Below are 13,683 nucleotides of genomic sequence, written 5' to 3' on the forward strand. Positions count from 1 at the left end.
TCGCAGCCGTTGACGTATGCTCAGCAATCGACTCAAACCCGAACGTTGATCATAGGTTGCTTCGTTTGGCAACAATCGATGTGAACATCTTGAGTAAACTTTAATCGAACTTTGACAATACGTTGCTATACATGCTCAAACCTGTCTTTAATCTGTATTGTTGATCTGACCAGCCTGTATCGGTTGCTGCATGTAGGCGCGACCGCTACAGGCTGGTGGTGTGATTATGCGAAAGGAGCTGTAACCGTATGAGTACCGATAACGATCGTACAGAAGGGATTACCCGCATCGTCATGATGCCGCTGGATGAGCGGCCATGTAATTATCATTTCCCATATCGACTCGTTCGTACGACCGATGTCGAGCCGGTGCGTCCGCCACTGGAATGGATGGGACGCAAAAAAGAACCTGCCGACACGGATCGGTTATGGACATGGACACAGATGGAAAGCCAAAATGCCGCTGGAGCGGTGTTATCGCTTGATACGCTGCTCTATGGCGGCATCGTACCTTCAAGGCTGCATGAGCTAAGCGTCGATACGATTGCGGTGCGGCTGGCGCGTTTACGTCAGTTGAAAGAGAATCATCCAGGGCTTATTATTTATGCATTTCAATTAATTATGCGTTGTCCGCAATATTCATCGTCAGATGAAGAACCGGATTATTATGCCGATTGGGGCAGAGAAATTTTCCGTAAAGGCTATTTGGAACATCTGTCTGAGCATCAGCCATTAAGCACAGCGGAGCAGAGCGAGCTGGACGATATTAATAGCCGTTTGCCACAGGACATACTGGACGACTATCTCGGTCGCCGCGCTGTTAACCGTGAAGCGAATCGGTTAGCACTGGACTATGTAGCGGACGGAACGATTGATTTTCTTATTTTCCCGCAGGATGATTCCGCTCCTTACGGCTATACGGCACGCGACCAGCAGCGTGTGCGCGCCGGCATTCGCGAACGCCAATTGGGGACAAAAGTATATATGTACCCTGGCGCTGATGAAGTAGGCTGTACGCTGATCGCCCGGATGCTGAACACGCTAAATGGTATGACACCGCGTGTGTATCCGCGTTTTGGCTCGGTGCGTGGCTCGCAGATCGTCCCTGCCTATGAAGATCGCCCGCTGCTGGAAACGCTCAAATACCAAATTATTGCGGCTGGTGGCATGATCGTATCGAGTCAGCAGGAAGCGGACATCGTGCTGCTGCTCAATACGCCGGGCGAGCGGATGGGGGAAGCGGTCAATCAGGGCGTACCAGCGCCCAATTATGATACCGAGCGTGGCGTGGTCGAATTGGTGGAATATGCGGCATATTTGCTGCGACAGCAACAAGCCGCTCACCATCCAGACTTAGGACAGAAGCCGGACAGTCAGCAGTCGATGTATGCAGCGGCATGCCATCCTGTCGTTGCGCTTGCCGATATCGCCTATGCGAATGGCGGCGATCTGGAACTGCTCGATTTGCTGCGTCAGCAAGGCATATTGTACCAACTGGGCGGTTATGCAGGCTGGAATACAAGCTCGAATACACTTGGCACCGTGATTGCACAGTCGATGTTATTGGCGCAGTATGGGCATTCGCAGCGTCAGCTTAACTTTTTGGCGCTGCGGTATGTGGAAGACCTCGGCTACGATTCGGTCGTCCGCAAAGCGCTGAGCAACGGCCCGATTCAAGAGCTGGGGCTGGACAAATTTATGCTCGACGGACAGCGTGGCATTGTGTCGGTTATGGTACGCGAAGGGCTGGAACAATTTATCGCCCATTACTTAAGTCAGGAAGGCTATACGATCGACATACTAGACTGTTATATGCCGTGGAATCGCATGTTTGAGGTGGGACTGTCGGTGAAAGTAACGCAGGAAGTGTAGCGGAATGTGCAGCACGATATAATTCGCAATATGTATGCTATTGGTGTATCAATATATCTGAGTGTCGGAAATGCTCAGCGTATAGGCAAACTGATCTGCGGCGAGTTGCGCGGAACGAATTGAAACAAGGGAAACAGAATGGCTCAAGTGTTTGCGAATTTCAAACACGAGTTGCAATGAAAAAAGGTTTTTGCGTAGCAAAAGACGGTACTGTTCTCAGCCTGGAAATCGATATTTTGTACGGATTCATAGATTTCCAGGCGAGATTGGATTCCATCGCTTTGTTTCTTATGTTAGTAAAAACTGCTCTAGTCCAAAACGTTTGCCTGCACCTGCAATTCGATTCGTATGTTCATAACTTCTATCTCTACTTATATCGTTTAACAGCGCAACATGTACATGTCAGCACGCGCATTTTTACATTTTGGCTAATCGAAGGGAGCACATCATAATGAACAAACAGCAATCTACTCAACCCGCCTATCCGCAAACGAACTACCAAACGTTGCAAGCCGATGTGGTCGTGATCGGCGCTAGTCTAGGCGGTACGCTGGCAGCATTGGCGGCGGCAAAACAAGGATTATACGTTATTTTGACTGAGCCGACCGATTGGATTGGCGGGCAGCTTACCTCGCAAGCGGTGCCGCCGGATGAGCATCGCTGGATTGAACAAGGAATCGGTGCCACAGGCACATATATCGAATTTCGCGAACGGGTACGCGAATATTACCGTTTAAATTATCCGCTTACCGAAGCAGCGCTGGAAAATCCGATTCTCAATCCGGGTAACGGTTGGGTTAGTCGACTTGCCCATGAGCCCAAAATTGCGCTACGGGTGCTCGAAGATATGCTGTCCGTGTATGTGAACACTGGGCGGATTCGTATTTTGTACGGAACGGTGCCAGTAGAAGCCGTAACCGAGCACGATCGGATCGTAGCGATCACCGTACAGGGCAAAGACAGTGCTGCTTGTGGGGTGGCGAATTATACGACACTGCTAGGCAGTTATTATTTGGACGGTACCGACGAAGGTGATCTGCTGGAATTGAGCGGCACGGAATATGTGAGCGGTGCCGAAGCGCGTTCCGACACAGATGAGCCGCATGCATTGGAGGAAGCCGATCCGCTCGATATGCAGTCGATTACCCATGTGGCTGCGGTTGATTATATCGAAGGTGGCGATTTTACGATTGAGCGCCCGGCACAATATGATTACTGGAAAGCGTATAAGCCGTCCTTTTCCGAATATCCAATTTTAAGCTGGTATGCGACCGATGCGAACGATACGAGCAAGCTGAAAGAGTTCACACTGTTTCCGAACGAGCAAGGTGTCACCTCACTGTGGGATTATCGCCGCATCGTTGATCCAGCGATCTGGACGGAAAAGCTGAGCGCCGAAGTGTCCTTGCTAAACTGGGCGATGAACGACTACTATGCTGCCCCGGTAACCGGTGTATCGCTCCAGGAACGTCTGCCTAATTTGGAAAGCGCGCGCCAGCTCACCTTATCGCTCGTCTACTGGTTGCAGACAGAAGCGCCGCGACTGGACGGCGGCAAAGGATATCCGGGTATCCGGCTACGCGGCGACATTGTCGGCACTACAGATGGTCTTGCCAAAGCGCCATACATTCGTGAATCAAGACGCATCAAAGGCATGTACACGATTACCGAACATGATGTGAGCAAAGAGCTGCGCGGTCAACGAGGCATTAAGCGCTATGCGGATAGCGTTGGTATCGGCAGTTATTCGCTTGATCTGCATCCGACGGTAGTTACGCACCGTACATTTTATATCCCGAACTATCCGTTCGAAATTCCGCTCGGCTCGCTCATTCCGGTACGTATGACCAATTTGCTGCCTGCCTGCAAAAACATTAGCATGACCCAGATCGCTGGCGGTTGTTATCGCCTGCATCCGGTAGAGTGGAATATCGGTGAAGCTGCCGGTTATCTAGCAGCATATGCGATCGCCAATGAGCTGACACCGCAGCAAATATACGCCTCTACCGAACATGTAAGCCGCTACCAGGAGCTGCTGCAACATGATGGCGTACAGCTTCATTGGCCGGAAGAAGTGGAACAAGAAGTGTTGCAACCACCGCAGTCGTAAGCAACTGGACAGAGGGTTGTAGCCGTGTAGACGGCAAGCGGTCAACGCGCGCGGAACGATACAGCATAAATACGTCTGAAATCCTGCATCATAAACGATCTTGTTTCAGATCACGTTCATATTACCGCTTGCGGTCGGTATATTCATACACTGTGTACAGCAGGCAGTTCAGTTATGCTATGGAATAGGCGACGATTCCGTGTTTAATATCACGGTGCTCCCCTACGACCAGCATAACTCGTAAAGCATCAAAGTTGCTCACTATGCAGCAACTCGATCAGCTCCAGCCGCAGCGACTGCATGGCGTCCTCCTGTGACATCGGCATATAACGGCTAAGCTGGCGCATTTCCGGTTCGTAATAGTCTAACAACTTCAGCATCGCCTGCTGTCCGTCAGGGCGACGTGCTTGTTCCAGCAGCATTACAAATTGTATGTCTGGGAGAGGAATTGGATACTTTTGCGTTTCCATCGGTTCACCGCCTGTTGACTAATTTGAAGCTGTATCGCCAGCTCCTGCTCGCTGCGCCCTTCAATGTATAAGCCGATCATCATTTGCCGTGCTTTTGCCCACGGTAGGCTATCGATCCATGCTTGTACAATGACCATGTTCAGTTCGTCGAATTTTACGGAAACAGGTGCAATTTGCTCATTTAAACTTAAATTTTCATGATATAATTGGGCTTTGGCGCGGTATTGCATCCGCCACGATGCTTGCCGTAGCCGCTGCCTGTATTGTTCGCTTAACGGTACAATAACGGACATAAGAATCGTCTCCTTTTATATGACGTTTATGATATAATTTCCATTTAAGGTAACTTATGTTCTTATTTTACATCGAAAAATGAAGTACGGCGCAGGATGTATGATGGTTGTATAGCTGAAAAAGAGAGCTTTTTTGGCGGAACGTTGCTGCTCTGACGGTAGGTGTGATTGCATGCAGTGGCAAAAAGGTGCGCAAGCAAGCTGAGGGAATTGCCCGGAAAGGTGTTTTAAGGAAATGGTTATGATTTTGCTGTTTATTTTTGCAATTCAGATTGTGTATGTTACGGCGTATACGCTGCGTACGATTTTGACACTTAAAGGTCAGAAGTATATCGCTGCCAGCATCGGTACGATCGAAGTTGTCATTTATGTCGTTGGTTTGAATATGGTGCTGAGCTACCTTGATCAGATCGTCAGTCTGATCGTTTATGCGGTCGGTTACGGGATGGGCATTTTGCTTGGCTCCTGGATTGAAGAAAAGATTGCACTCGGCTATATTACCGTCAAAGTGATTAGCGATGCACCGAACTCTCGCCTTGCCGAAGTGTTGCGCGATAAAGGTTATGGTGTGACCGCATGGATCGGTCACGGTCGTGATGGCGAACGGATCGTGATGGAAATTCTCGCCAAACGCAAAAACCGGGAAAATCTATACAAAAATATTTTGGAAGTGGACCCGAAAGCATTTGTCATTATGGTCGAGCCACGCGAGTTCCACGGCGGATTTTGGACTAAAGCGATTAAGCGTTGATTAGGTGTTCATGATGTTATGTTATAGATCGATACGGAATTTGCACGATCAGTTGGTTAATGCTGGCGTTCACCTATAGCAGACATTAGATAGATCAATATTCATCGTGAATTACTCATTTCATATGGAAAAACGAATAACCCGCTGTCGATGTAGTCAATGTGACAGCGGGTTATTCGTTGTGCGCGTTGGGACTGTAGTTAGCCGTATAGTTAGCTGGTGCTAGCTTATAAACTTGGCGCAAATGTAAAAAGATGGGTTTCTTTGCCGCTGTTGTATGTTTAAAGTGCTAGGGTAGGGCGATATAGCTATTCCGAGGCTATCCAATCGCAGACTATAACAGGAGGATGATGAATATGGAAATCGATGTACCGATGATACCTATGAACGACGGACATAATATACCCGCCATCGGGCTAGGCACGTACTCGCTGAACGGACATGCAGGTGCCGCTGCGATCCGGCAAGGGATCGATACCGGCTATCGTCTGCTCGACTCTGCTTTTAATTACGAAAACGAAGGCGCGGTCGGCAAAGCGGTGCGCGATAGTGCGGTGCCACGCGATCAACTGCATATTTGTTCCAAACTGCCCGGACGTCGCCATGCGTACGAGCAGGCGCTGGTGACGATTGAGGAATCGCTGCTGCGGACAGGGCTCGACTATTTTGACCTATACATTATTCATTGGCCAAATCCGAAAACGGATCAATATGTCGAAGCATGGCAAGCGCTGATCGAAGCGAGAACACGCGGTTATGTACGGTCGATCGGTGTGAGCAATTTTTTGCCAGAGCATTTGGAACGCATTATTCGTGAAACTGATGTCGTACCATGTTTGAACCAGATTGAGCTGCATCCGTATTTTGAACAAGCAGCACAGCGCCAGTTTCATGAGCAACATGGGATCATTACCGAATCGTGGAGCCCGCTCGGACGTGGGCGCGGTGATGGGGTGCTGGAAGATGAAGGGGTACGCGCCATCGCGGAAACATACGGCAAAACGCCGACCCAGATCATCTTGCGCTGGCATACACAGCTTGGCGCGGTGCCGATTCCGAAGGCAGGCTCGCCAGAGCATCAGCAGGAAAATTTGAATATTTTTGATTTCGAGCTGACCGCTGAGCAGATGAAGACGATTTCGGCATTTAGCAAAGATAATAAACGGCTATGGAATCAAGACCCGGCGGAGTATGAGGAATTTTAAGCCGAATGAATGGAGCGCAAAGTGAGTAGATTGCGCTAGCAGTATAATTCGCCTAGTGTTTGCACAGCTAGCGACCGATATACGATTGCATCAGAGACGACATACAAGGGCATCCATTAATGGGTGCCTTTTGCTCATTCTACATACTGGTAAATTAACACAAGCGCATTATGAATAACTTCACCGCCGATCATATCGGAAATATCGGTATAACTGCTATAGGCTTGTACGGACGTTGGTGGAAACAAGGCGCAGCTATACTGTACATCCACTTCAAATGAATGAAGCTGTGCATTGTCAATTACTTCAGTCAGCTTACGATGGAAAACGGCTGCTTTGGACTCGCTAATCATAATCGTGCGCATAATATGTCTACGCATCGTATCACTCCTTCTGTATCGTTGAATAAGGGGATGAGACGTAAAGGCGTGCTATGTTCAATATGATTTGGTATAAACACAAACATGCATAATGATGATCCGCTGGAACGCATGCATTGTGCAGACACACACCAGCACACACCAGCACACACCAGCACACACCAGCACACACCAGCACACACCAGCACACACCTTTCCTTTTATACGAACAGCTTCAAATGCCGTTCCAACCAATCGACATAGCTTTGCTCCCGTGCCAGCGCCTTAGTTAGAACGAGATAATGACCGAGCTGCGGATCGTTAAAAGAAAGCGACTCGGCTTCGCCAGCCTTGCGTCCATTGGGAGCGTCTGAGTCGGCGTTTTGCTGCTTGTGTGCCATAAATATCGGCATTAACTGCTCATATCGCTGCTGTAAGTCAGCGAGCTTAGCACGTCGCTGCCGTAGCTGATCTGTGAACAGAGCATGCGCTTGTTCCAACGAGAGTGTATGAATAAAATACATTTTCAGCATAAACTCATCTTTTTCCGTTTCCGGCAACGACTCCGGCTGTGCTGCCCATGCCAGCAATTGCTGACGACCGTGATCAGTGATCGTGTACATTTTCTTTTCCAACTTCTCGCCTTGAATTTGGGTGCGAAATTCGATCAGACCTTCATCGACTAGTTTGCGTAACTCCGGGTAAATTTGGCTATGTTTAGCACTCCAAAATTGACCGATCTCTCGTTTAAACTGACTTGTAATATCGTAGCCGCTATATTCTTGACGGTAGAGCAGACCGAGAATGGCATATTTTAATACTCGCACAGTTGATTTCTCCTTTGATTCGCAATAGATGTGTACATTTGACCATAGCATATGAAGATGGTAAAATAAACATGTTGATATTTACATGTTTTTGAAAAGCACAGTTATGATTACAATGCGGTGAGCGCTGGAGTGATTCATGTTCACTACCATTAGCACGATTCAGTTTGGGGAGTTTGTTAGGGAAATTCATGTTTAATAAATCTTATTTTTATAGCGTAACGCTATACGATGAAACAAAGCTCGAACATAACAGTGGATCGGCTTTAATGGATCATTGCTGTAGCGTGACTGTGCTCGTTCGTATCACAAACATGACGCTGTCATTCGTAGGCAAAGCTACACCCATCATCTTAACGGAAAGCTGGTGCTTAACAATGGAAAACTTTGTAGGCAGTCATATGATCTATACGTATGAGAATGGCTGGGAGTATGAAATTTATATTAAAAATGATCACACGATCGATTACCGTATTCACTCCGGTATGGTGGCAGGCCGCTGGGTTCGCGATCAACAAGTCGACCTGGTGAAACTGACCGAAGGCGTGTATAAAGTATCATGGACCGAGCCAACCGGCACGGACGTATCACTGAATTTTATGCCAACAGAAAAACGGATGCACGGCATTATTTTCTTCCCTAAATGGGTACACGAGCGTCCCGATATTACCGTCTGCTTCCAAAACGACCATATTGCGCTGATGGAGGAATCACGGCTCAAATACGAAACGTATCCAAAATACGTTGTGCCTGAATTTGCCGATATTACGTTTATCGAACATGCAGGTGTGAATAATGAAGAAGTGATCGCGGTTGCTCCCTATCCAGGCATGACCGACGATATCCGCGCAGGTCGCCCATTGCGTAAAGATTAATTTGATAAATATACATGGTAATAGGATGTAGCAAAACCCGTGTTATTCGACTGGATGTTCGAATAGCACGGGTTTTTATGTTTTGAGGTGAAAGTATGATTAATATGATTAAATAGAGTGATATTTAATGAGTTTTTGTAAATGTATACGACTTACATTGCTTTTTAGTCATTATTCTCCCTGCTGGATGCACCTAGACATTATGCATTCTTAACTCACAACACATAATGTAGCATAATCGCCTTAATTATTTTCCATTTATGCAGACATACATAAATGCCGCCCGGCGCGGTACGTGAAATGCCAACGTTCACGTAAGTTTTACACTTTAAATTTAATATGGTAAAAAATCATTGGTAACCATTATTATCTTTAACGATGGTTGCTTTTGCATATAAAGTGTAGTGATAACATGATATAAATCGAAACACTATTAACCTATCCATATTTATTTCATATTAAAATACCTAATCTACGAAGGAGGCATTGAACTTGAACCCGACTAACTTGGACTGGGCACAACTCGTACATTCAGACGGACAACTGAACCGCGAACGGGTAACACATATTGAAATTATATACACAGGTTTGCACGGACAATCTGTACAACGCTTCCGATTAAAAGATGGACAAAGTGGACAAAGTGGACAAAGTGGACAAAGCTATATTTACAAGCCATTACCACCAGGCGATGAACGCTTTCGGGAAATTAAAGCGTATGTACAAATTATGCCGTTGCTGGCAGAGCTTGTACACGCGCCGACCTATCCGGCATTAATTGCGTATGCTGCACCGGCTGAACAGTTGGCGTACTGGCAGGAATCGAGTCCGTCGTTTGCCGAGCCAATCGCTTCATTTGTGCATCCGGCATGTTGGATGATTGCCGAGGATAGCGGTGTGTTAGATCATCAGCACTCCTCTGCTGTGCTGGAACAGGTGATTGAGCAGATGGCATGCTGGCATACAGTAGGTGAGCACGATTTGACCGCATTACCGCAAAGCGGGCAAAAGCCGCCGCTGCATAAGGCAGCAGCTTCGCTATTCCAGCGCTGGGAACAGGTGCAGGCGGTTATACAGGAAGTCGTTGCGCCAGCTCAAGCTTTCGTTGAGCGATCAGATGAGCTTTTCGCTTCCCGCACAGCGCGATTATTTCCGTTATCCGCGCAGTTGCTGTCTGCATTACATAGCGATCTGCGCGCGGCTACCGAGCGTATAGGTGCACAGCGATCTGTTTTGCTGCATGGTGATTTGCATGCCGGTAATTATGGGATCAATCCGCACGGAACGATGATTGTTTTGGATTGGGAGCACAGTCATGCCGGGTCATTATTTTGGGACGTCTACCATTTGCTCGATCTGTCGCATCCGCTATTTCCGCGTTTAATGACTGCCGAGCTTCGTCACCGGTTGCTGGAACGATATTGGATAGCGAGCAGCACAGCGATCACGGCTGCTTCGTGGCAGCGTCATGCTGTAGTGCTTGCCGAATATGCTGATTTTGCCGGATTCCAAAAAGATTATGTGCTGTATGCGATCCTATATTCCCTTTGGATGCTGCTGCTCATTCGCAGCGATTTGCGGCAACAACCACCGATCTGGCCGCATGCGCTATTGCTGGCACAGCAGTATGAGACGCAGCAGCATTTAGGACAATGTTTAGTTGCTTGGCAGGCGAAGCGGACAGAGATATAAATCCATTTTAGCGAAAGGAAATCGTATATGCCGGTCGAAGTGTCGACCGTAGTCAACAGGACATAAATCCAGTGCAGCGAAAGGAGGCTCGGAATGCGACTTGCCGAGGAATATGTGCGCTTACGAACGAGCTGGCAACAACATAGCGAAGGAGCAGCCTTTCATGTGACGATGCCGGAGCTAGCTAATGTATTATGCTGTACACCGCGGAATGCGCGCCTCATTATCGCACGTTTGGTCGCCGCGGGCTGGATTATATTTCAATCCGGACGCGGGCGTGGACATACGTCAATGTTGACGTTTAGTCAGTCACTGACAGAGGTGGTAATGAATGAAGCGAAGGCACGCGTACAGCGCGGCGATGTAGCTGCTGCGCTTGCTTGGATACGGCAGCCGGGCATAGCGGAGCAGGTAGAGGCGGCATTTATGAGCTGGCTCGGGCAGTATTTTGGTTATACGTCAGGACGATCTTCACAGCAGGAGCAGCGGCTTATGGATACGCTGCGACTTCCTATTTATCGTCCGGTCGTCTGCTTGGACCCGGCGGAGGCGGTATTTGCGTTTGATACACAGTTGATTCATCAACTGTATAGCCGCTTGGTGGAATATAATGCACAGGACGGTCAATTGCTGCCTGGTATTGCTCATGACTGGGAAGGAGAGCAAGACGGAACAAAATGGACGTTTTATTTGTATAAACATGTTCGTTTTCATCATGATCGTTTGCTGACCGCAGACGATGTGGTGGCAAGCTTGCGACGATTGCAAACGGGAAATTATGCGCATAGCTGGTTACTGGCAAATGCCGCTGACATTTATGCTGCTCATCCGTATACCATTGTTATTACGCTGACAGCGTCGAATTACTGGTTGCCATTGCTGCTATCACATAGCGGAGCATCGATTGTAGCGGATGAGATCGGGCAGAAGTCTATGTTGCCGATCGGTACAGGTATGTATCGATTGCTGGAATGGACAGCAGGACGTTGTGTATTGGAGCGTTTTGAGGCGTATTATAGTACGGGAGCATTAATTGACCGAATTGAAATTTTAATTATGCCAGAGCAGGAGGCACCGATTGCACTTGTGGGCGGTCATGGCATGCTGACCGTATTGACAGGGGAATTGGATACGGAAGCGTTTGATCATTTGCCGCGTCAGCATGTTCATACCGGTGTATCGATGCTGATGCTCAATCGCAAGCATGGCAGCTTGGCAGAGGACAAAGCATTACGACAGGCATTGTGTTACGGTGTGGATCGCACAGCATTGGTGGCTGCGATGGGCGATACGTATACCGCTCCGGCGCATGGGCTGATGATTGCAAATGGATCGTTGACAGCGGCAAATGCGTCAGCTGTCGAGTCGAATCGGTCTTGTCAACGTAGGGCAAAGACAGCTAAGCTGGGTACAACCGCTGCTACAAACTGCATCGATGCAATGTATTGTGCCTGCGAGTATTCACAGCATGATGCAATCGCTCAGCTACAACGATCTGCCTATGACGGCGCAGAACTGCAACTGTATACATTTCAACGCCACGAGCGTTCCGCCTACTGGCTGCGCGAAGCGTATGCAACAATCGGTATCCGGATCGCGGTGCATATTGTAGCATGGGCTGATATGATGAGCGATAAAATTGTAGCCCAAGCCGACCTATTGCTGTTTGAGGCAGTAATAAGCGGCGGGTTACATCGTCAGCTAGAATATATGCATTCCAAGCAAAGTCTAATTCGACGTATGTTGCCTGAAAGGCTAGTGAATATGCTTGAGCCGTTAACGGCTCAGCTGTTGCTCAATCATTTGCCTGTAGGCAGAAATGGCAGCAGTCAGCATCATATGAGCAAAGACGGTAAGCTAGTATCGACTTCAAATCAATCAACAGAGCAAAATCCAAAATCGTTCGCGCTTGAGCCAATCGGTAATATGTCTATAAATACGTCCGTCAATCAGTCAGGCAACGAGTCACCTCAGCCGCAACCTGCGCAGGAGCAGCGCCCATTAGCCGCAATGCCGCTTGCGACTACAGCATGGTTAAACAGCGTAAATCATTTGCTGCAATCTACTTATAGCGCTGTATTTCTGGCGGAACGGTCAGCAAGCATGATCATCCCTTCATTTTTGCGTGGCGTACAGATGAATGAGCGCGGCTGGGTCGATTTTGGCAAATTATATGTAGTAGAGCCGGATTCGGAATAAAAGCGGAAAAGAGATACCGTCCGTTTACCCTTTTTCTGTCCACATGATCCCTGTATACTGCATCATAAGCTGACTCGGTTGCTTGGCGATCACTATCCATGTACCGATAATTGCTGCTGCTAGCGATAGTGAAGCATGAAGCAATGGATGATCGTTTAAACGTAACCCGGTTTAGATCGTCTCCAACAAATATAGGGGGAATTCACATGGAAACAGGAATTCAAATTGAACGCTTGCAACAGCTGGACAGCCGCTTACCCGCATTTGTGGATATGTTAATTGCAGTCGTACACGATGGCGCATCAATCGGATTTCTAACGCCACTTTCGAGGGCGGCAGCAGAGCAATATTGGCGCAGTGTGCCAGGTGACGATGTGATCGTACTGATCGCTACGGTCGATGGACAACTGGCAGGCACGGTACAAATCCATTTATGCAGCAAGCCTAACGGCATGCATCGCGCTGAAATTGCCAAGCTGATAGTACATCCACAATTTCGCCGCCGTGGGATCGCCCGTCTGCTGATGGAATGTGCAGAGCAATATGCTAAACAGGCAGAGCGGATATTGCTCGTGCTCGACACGCGAGATGGCGATCCGTCTAATACGCTATACCGTTCGCTTGGCTATATCCAAGCCGGACAAATTCCACAGTTTGCGATCTCGGATACAGGCATTTTGCATGCTACCAATCTGTATTACAAGCTGCTACAGCAACCAGCGTTATGGACGATGACGACTGAAAATGATGAGCAATAGAATAGGTAAGGGATGATCCGAGGACGATAGTTTTATACCGAATAGCACAGACAGAACACAGGTAGAACACAGTAGAACACAGACATAAAACAGACATAAAACAGACATAAAACAGACAGATGCGAGCGACATCAATCTGTTGTTGCTGTACGCTACGTATACATCTAATCTTGCCGCTTCCATAGCCATGCATGATCCTATCCAGATGATCGTGCATGGCTTTTCCATATGTACAAACATGTTGATCCATTTCCATTACAGTTGGCAGATGGC

Annotated in this window: 12 protein-coding genes; 8 read left to right on the forward strand and 4 right to left on the reverse strand. The window is 48.0% G+C overall.

Annotated elements, in window-relative coordinates; all coding sequences use genetic code 11:
* Nucleotides 1–248: 248 nt before the first annotated feature.
* Complete coding sequence (locus U1I11_RS11415) at nucleotides 249–1,871, forward strand: DUF4127 family protein (RefSeq protein WP_322906256.1); 1,623 nt, start codon at nucleotides 249–251, stop codon at nucleotides 1,869–1,871.
* A gap of 451 nt (nucleotides 1,872–2,322) precedes the next feature.
* A complete protein-coding gene (locus U1I11_RS11420; RefSeq protein WP_322906257.1) occupies nucleotides 2,323–3,981 on the forward strand; it encodes an FAD-dependent oxidoreductase in 1,659 nt (552 codons plus the stop codon).
* Nucleotides 3,982–4,229: 248 nt separating this feature from the next.
* Here the strand turns inward: U1I11_RS11420 and U1I11_RS11425 are convergent, their stop codons facing one another.
* Together U1I11_RS11425 and U1I11_RS11430 are read right to left on the reverse strand one after the other, a co-directional pair.
* On the reverse strand, nucleotides 4,230–4,451 hold the full coding sequence (locus U1I11_RS11425) for a hypothetical protein (protein ID WP_322906258.1): 222 nt from the start codon (nucleotides 4,449–4,451) through the stop codon (nucleotides 4,230–4,232).
* The gene (locus U1I11_RS11430; RefSeq protein ID WP_322906259.1) at nucleotides 4,403–4,744 is read right to left on the reverse strand and encodes a sigma-70 RNA polymerase sigma factor region 4 domain-containing protein; all 342 of its coding nucleotides are present in this window, start codon (nucleotides 4,742–4,744) and stop codon (nucleotides 4,403–4,405) included. Before U1I11_RS11430 ends, U1I11_RS11425 begins: the two co-directional genes overlap by 49 nt.
* A gap of 235 nt (nucleotides 4,745–4,979) precedes the next feature.
* On the opposite strand from U1I11_RS11430, the gene U1I11_RS11435 reads away from it, so the two are divergent.
* The gene (locus U1I11_RS11435; protein ID WP_322906260.1) at nucleotides 4,980–5,495 is read left to right on the forward strand and encodes a DUF2179 domain-containing protein; all 516 of its coding nucleotides are present in this window, start codon (nucleotides 4,980–4,982) and stop codon (nucleotides 5,493–5,495) included.
* Nucleotides 5,496–5,851: 356 nt separating this feature from the next.
* Nucleotides 5,852–6,700 (forward strand): aldo/keto reductase, encoded by an 849-nt coding sequence (locus tag U1I11_RS11440; protein WP_322906261.1) that lies wholly within the window; start codon nucleotides 5,852–5,854, stop codon nucleotides 6,698–6,700.
* Nucleotides 6,701–6,834: 134 nt separating this feature from the next.
* On the opposite strand, the gene U1I11_RS11445 is transcribed toward U1I11_RS11440, so the two are convergent.
* Both U1I11_RS11445 and U1I11_RS11450 read right to left on the reverse strand, forming a co-directional pair.
* Nucleotides 6,835–7,080: a hypothetical protein gene (locus tag U1I11_RS11445; RefSeq protein ID WP_322906262.1), complete on the reverse strand. Its 246-nt coding sequence runs from the start codon at nucleotides 7,078–7,080 to the stop codon at nucleotides 6,835–6,837.
* Between the two features lie 200 nt (nucleotides 7,081–7,280).
* Nucleotides 7,281–7,886 carry a PadR family transcriptional regulator gene (locus U1I11_RS11450; protein WP_322906263.1) on the reverse strand — a complete coding sequence of 202 codons (606 nt, stop codon included), beginning with the start codon at nucleotides 7,884–7,886 and terminating at the stop codon, nucleotides 7,281–7,283.
* 377 nt (nucleotides 7,887–8,263) lie between these two features.
* Here U1I11_RS11450 and U1I11_RS11455 point away from each other — a divergent pair, with 377 nt between their 5' ends.
* The 4 genes from U1I11_RS11455 (at nucleotide 8,264) to U1I11_RS11470 (ending at nucleotide 13,410) form a co-directional block, all read left to right on the forward strand.
* Nucleotides 8,264–8,761: a phenolic acid decarboxylase gene (locus tag U1I11_RS11455; protein WP_322906264.1), complete on the forward strand. Its 498-nt coding sequence runs from the start codon at nucleotides 8,264–8,266 to the stop codon at nucleotides 8,759–8,761.
* 492 nt (nucleotides 8,762–9,253) lie between these two features.
* Nucleotides 9,254–10,453: a phosphotransferase family protein gene (locus U1I11_RS11460; protein WP_322906265.1), complete on the forward strand. Its 1,200-nt coding sequence runs from the start codon at nucleotides 9,254–9,256 to the stop codon at nucleotides 10,451–10,453.
* A 93-nt stretch (nucleotides 10,454–10,546) separates the two neighbouring features.
* Nucleotides 10,547–12,652, forward strand: a complete 2,106-nt coding sequence (locus tag U1I11_RS11465) for an ABC transporter substrate-binding protein (protein WP_322906266.1) — start codon at nucleotides 10,547–10,549, stop codon at nucleotides 12,650–12,652.
* Between the two features lie 206 nt (nucleotides 12,653–12,858).
* Entirely contained in the window at nucleotides 12,859–13,410 is a 552-nt protein-coding gene (locus tag U1I11_RS11470; RefSeq protein ID WP_322906267.1) for a GNAT family N-acetyltransferase, read from the forward strand.
* Nucleotides 13,411–13,683: the final 273 nt, after the last annotated feature.

This window comes from Paenibacillus campi (assembly GCF_034659835.1).
GTDB classification, from domain to species: Bacteria; Bacillota; Bacilli; order Paenibacillales; family Paenibacillaceae; genus Saccharibacillus; species Saccharibacillus campi.

Excerpts from the sequence above, each read along its gene's own strand:
- U1I11_RS11440 (WP_322906261.1), top strand. The coding sequence starts at position 5,852 with ATGGAAATCGATGTACCGATGATACCTATGAACGACGGACATAATATA.
- U1I11_RS11445 (WP_322906262.1), bottom strand. The coding sequence starts at position 7,080 with ATGCGTAGACATATTATGCGCACGATTATGATTAGCGAGTCCAAAGCA.
- U1I11_RS11425 (WP_322906258.1), bottom strand. The coding sequence starts at position 4,451 with ATGGAAACGCAAAAGTATCCAATTCCTCTCCCAGACATACAATTTGTA.
- U1I11_RS11435 (WP_322906260.1), top strand. The coding sequence starts at position 4,980 with ATGGTTATGATTTTGCTGTTTATTTTTGCAATTCAGATTGTGTATGTT.
- U1I11_RS11420 (WP_322906257.1), top strand. The coding sequence starts at position 2,323 with ATGAACAAACAGCAATCTACTCAACCCGCCTATCCGCAAACGAACTAC.
- U1I11_RS11465 (WP_322906266.1), top strand. The coding sequence starts at position 10,547 with ATGCGACTTGCCGAGGAATATGTGCGCTTACGAACGAGCTGGCAACAA.
- U1I11_RS11470 (WP_322906267.1), top strand. The coding sequence starts at position 12,859 with ATGGAAACAGGAATTCAAATTGAACGCTTGCAACAGCTGGACAGCCGC.
- U1I11_RS11430 (WP_322906259.1), bottom strand. The coding sequence starts at position 4,744 with ATGTCCGTTATTGTACCGTTAAGCGAACAATACAGGCAGCGGCTACGG.
- U1I11_RS11455 (WP_322906264.1), top strand. The coding sequence starts at position 8,264 with ATGGAAAACTTTGTAGGCAGTCATATGATCTATACGTATGAGAATGGC.
- U1I11_RS11415 (WP_322906256.1), top strand. The coding sequence starts at position 249 with ATGAGTACCGATAACGATCGTACAGAAGGGATTACCCGCATCGTCATG.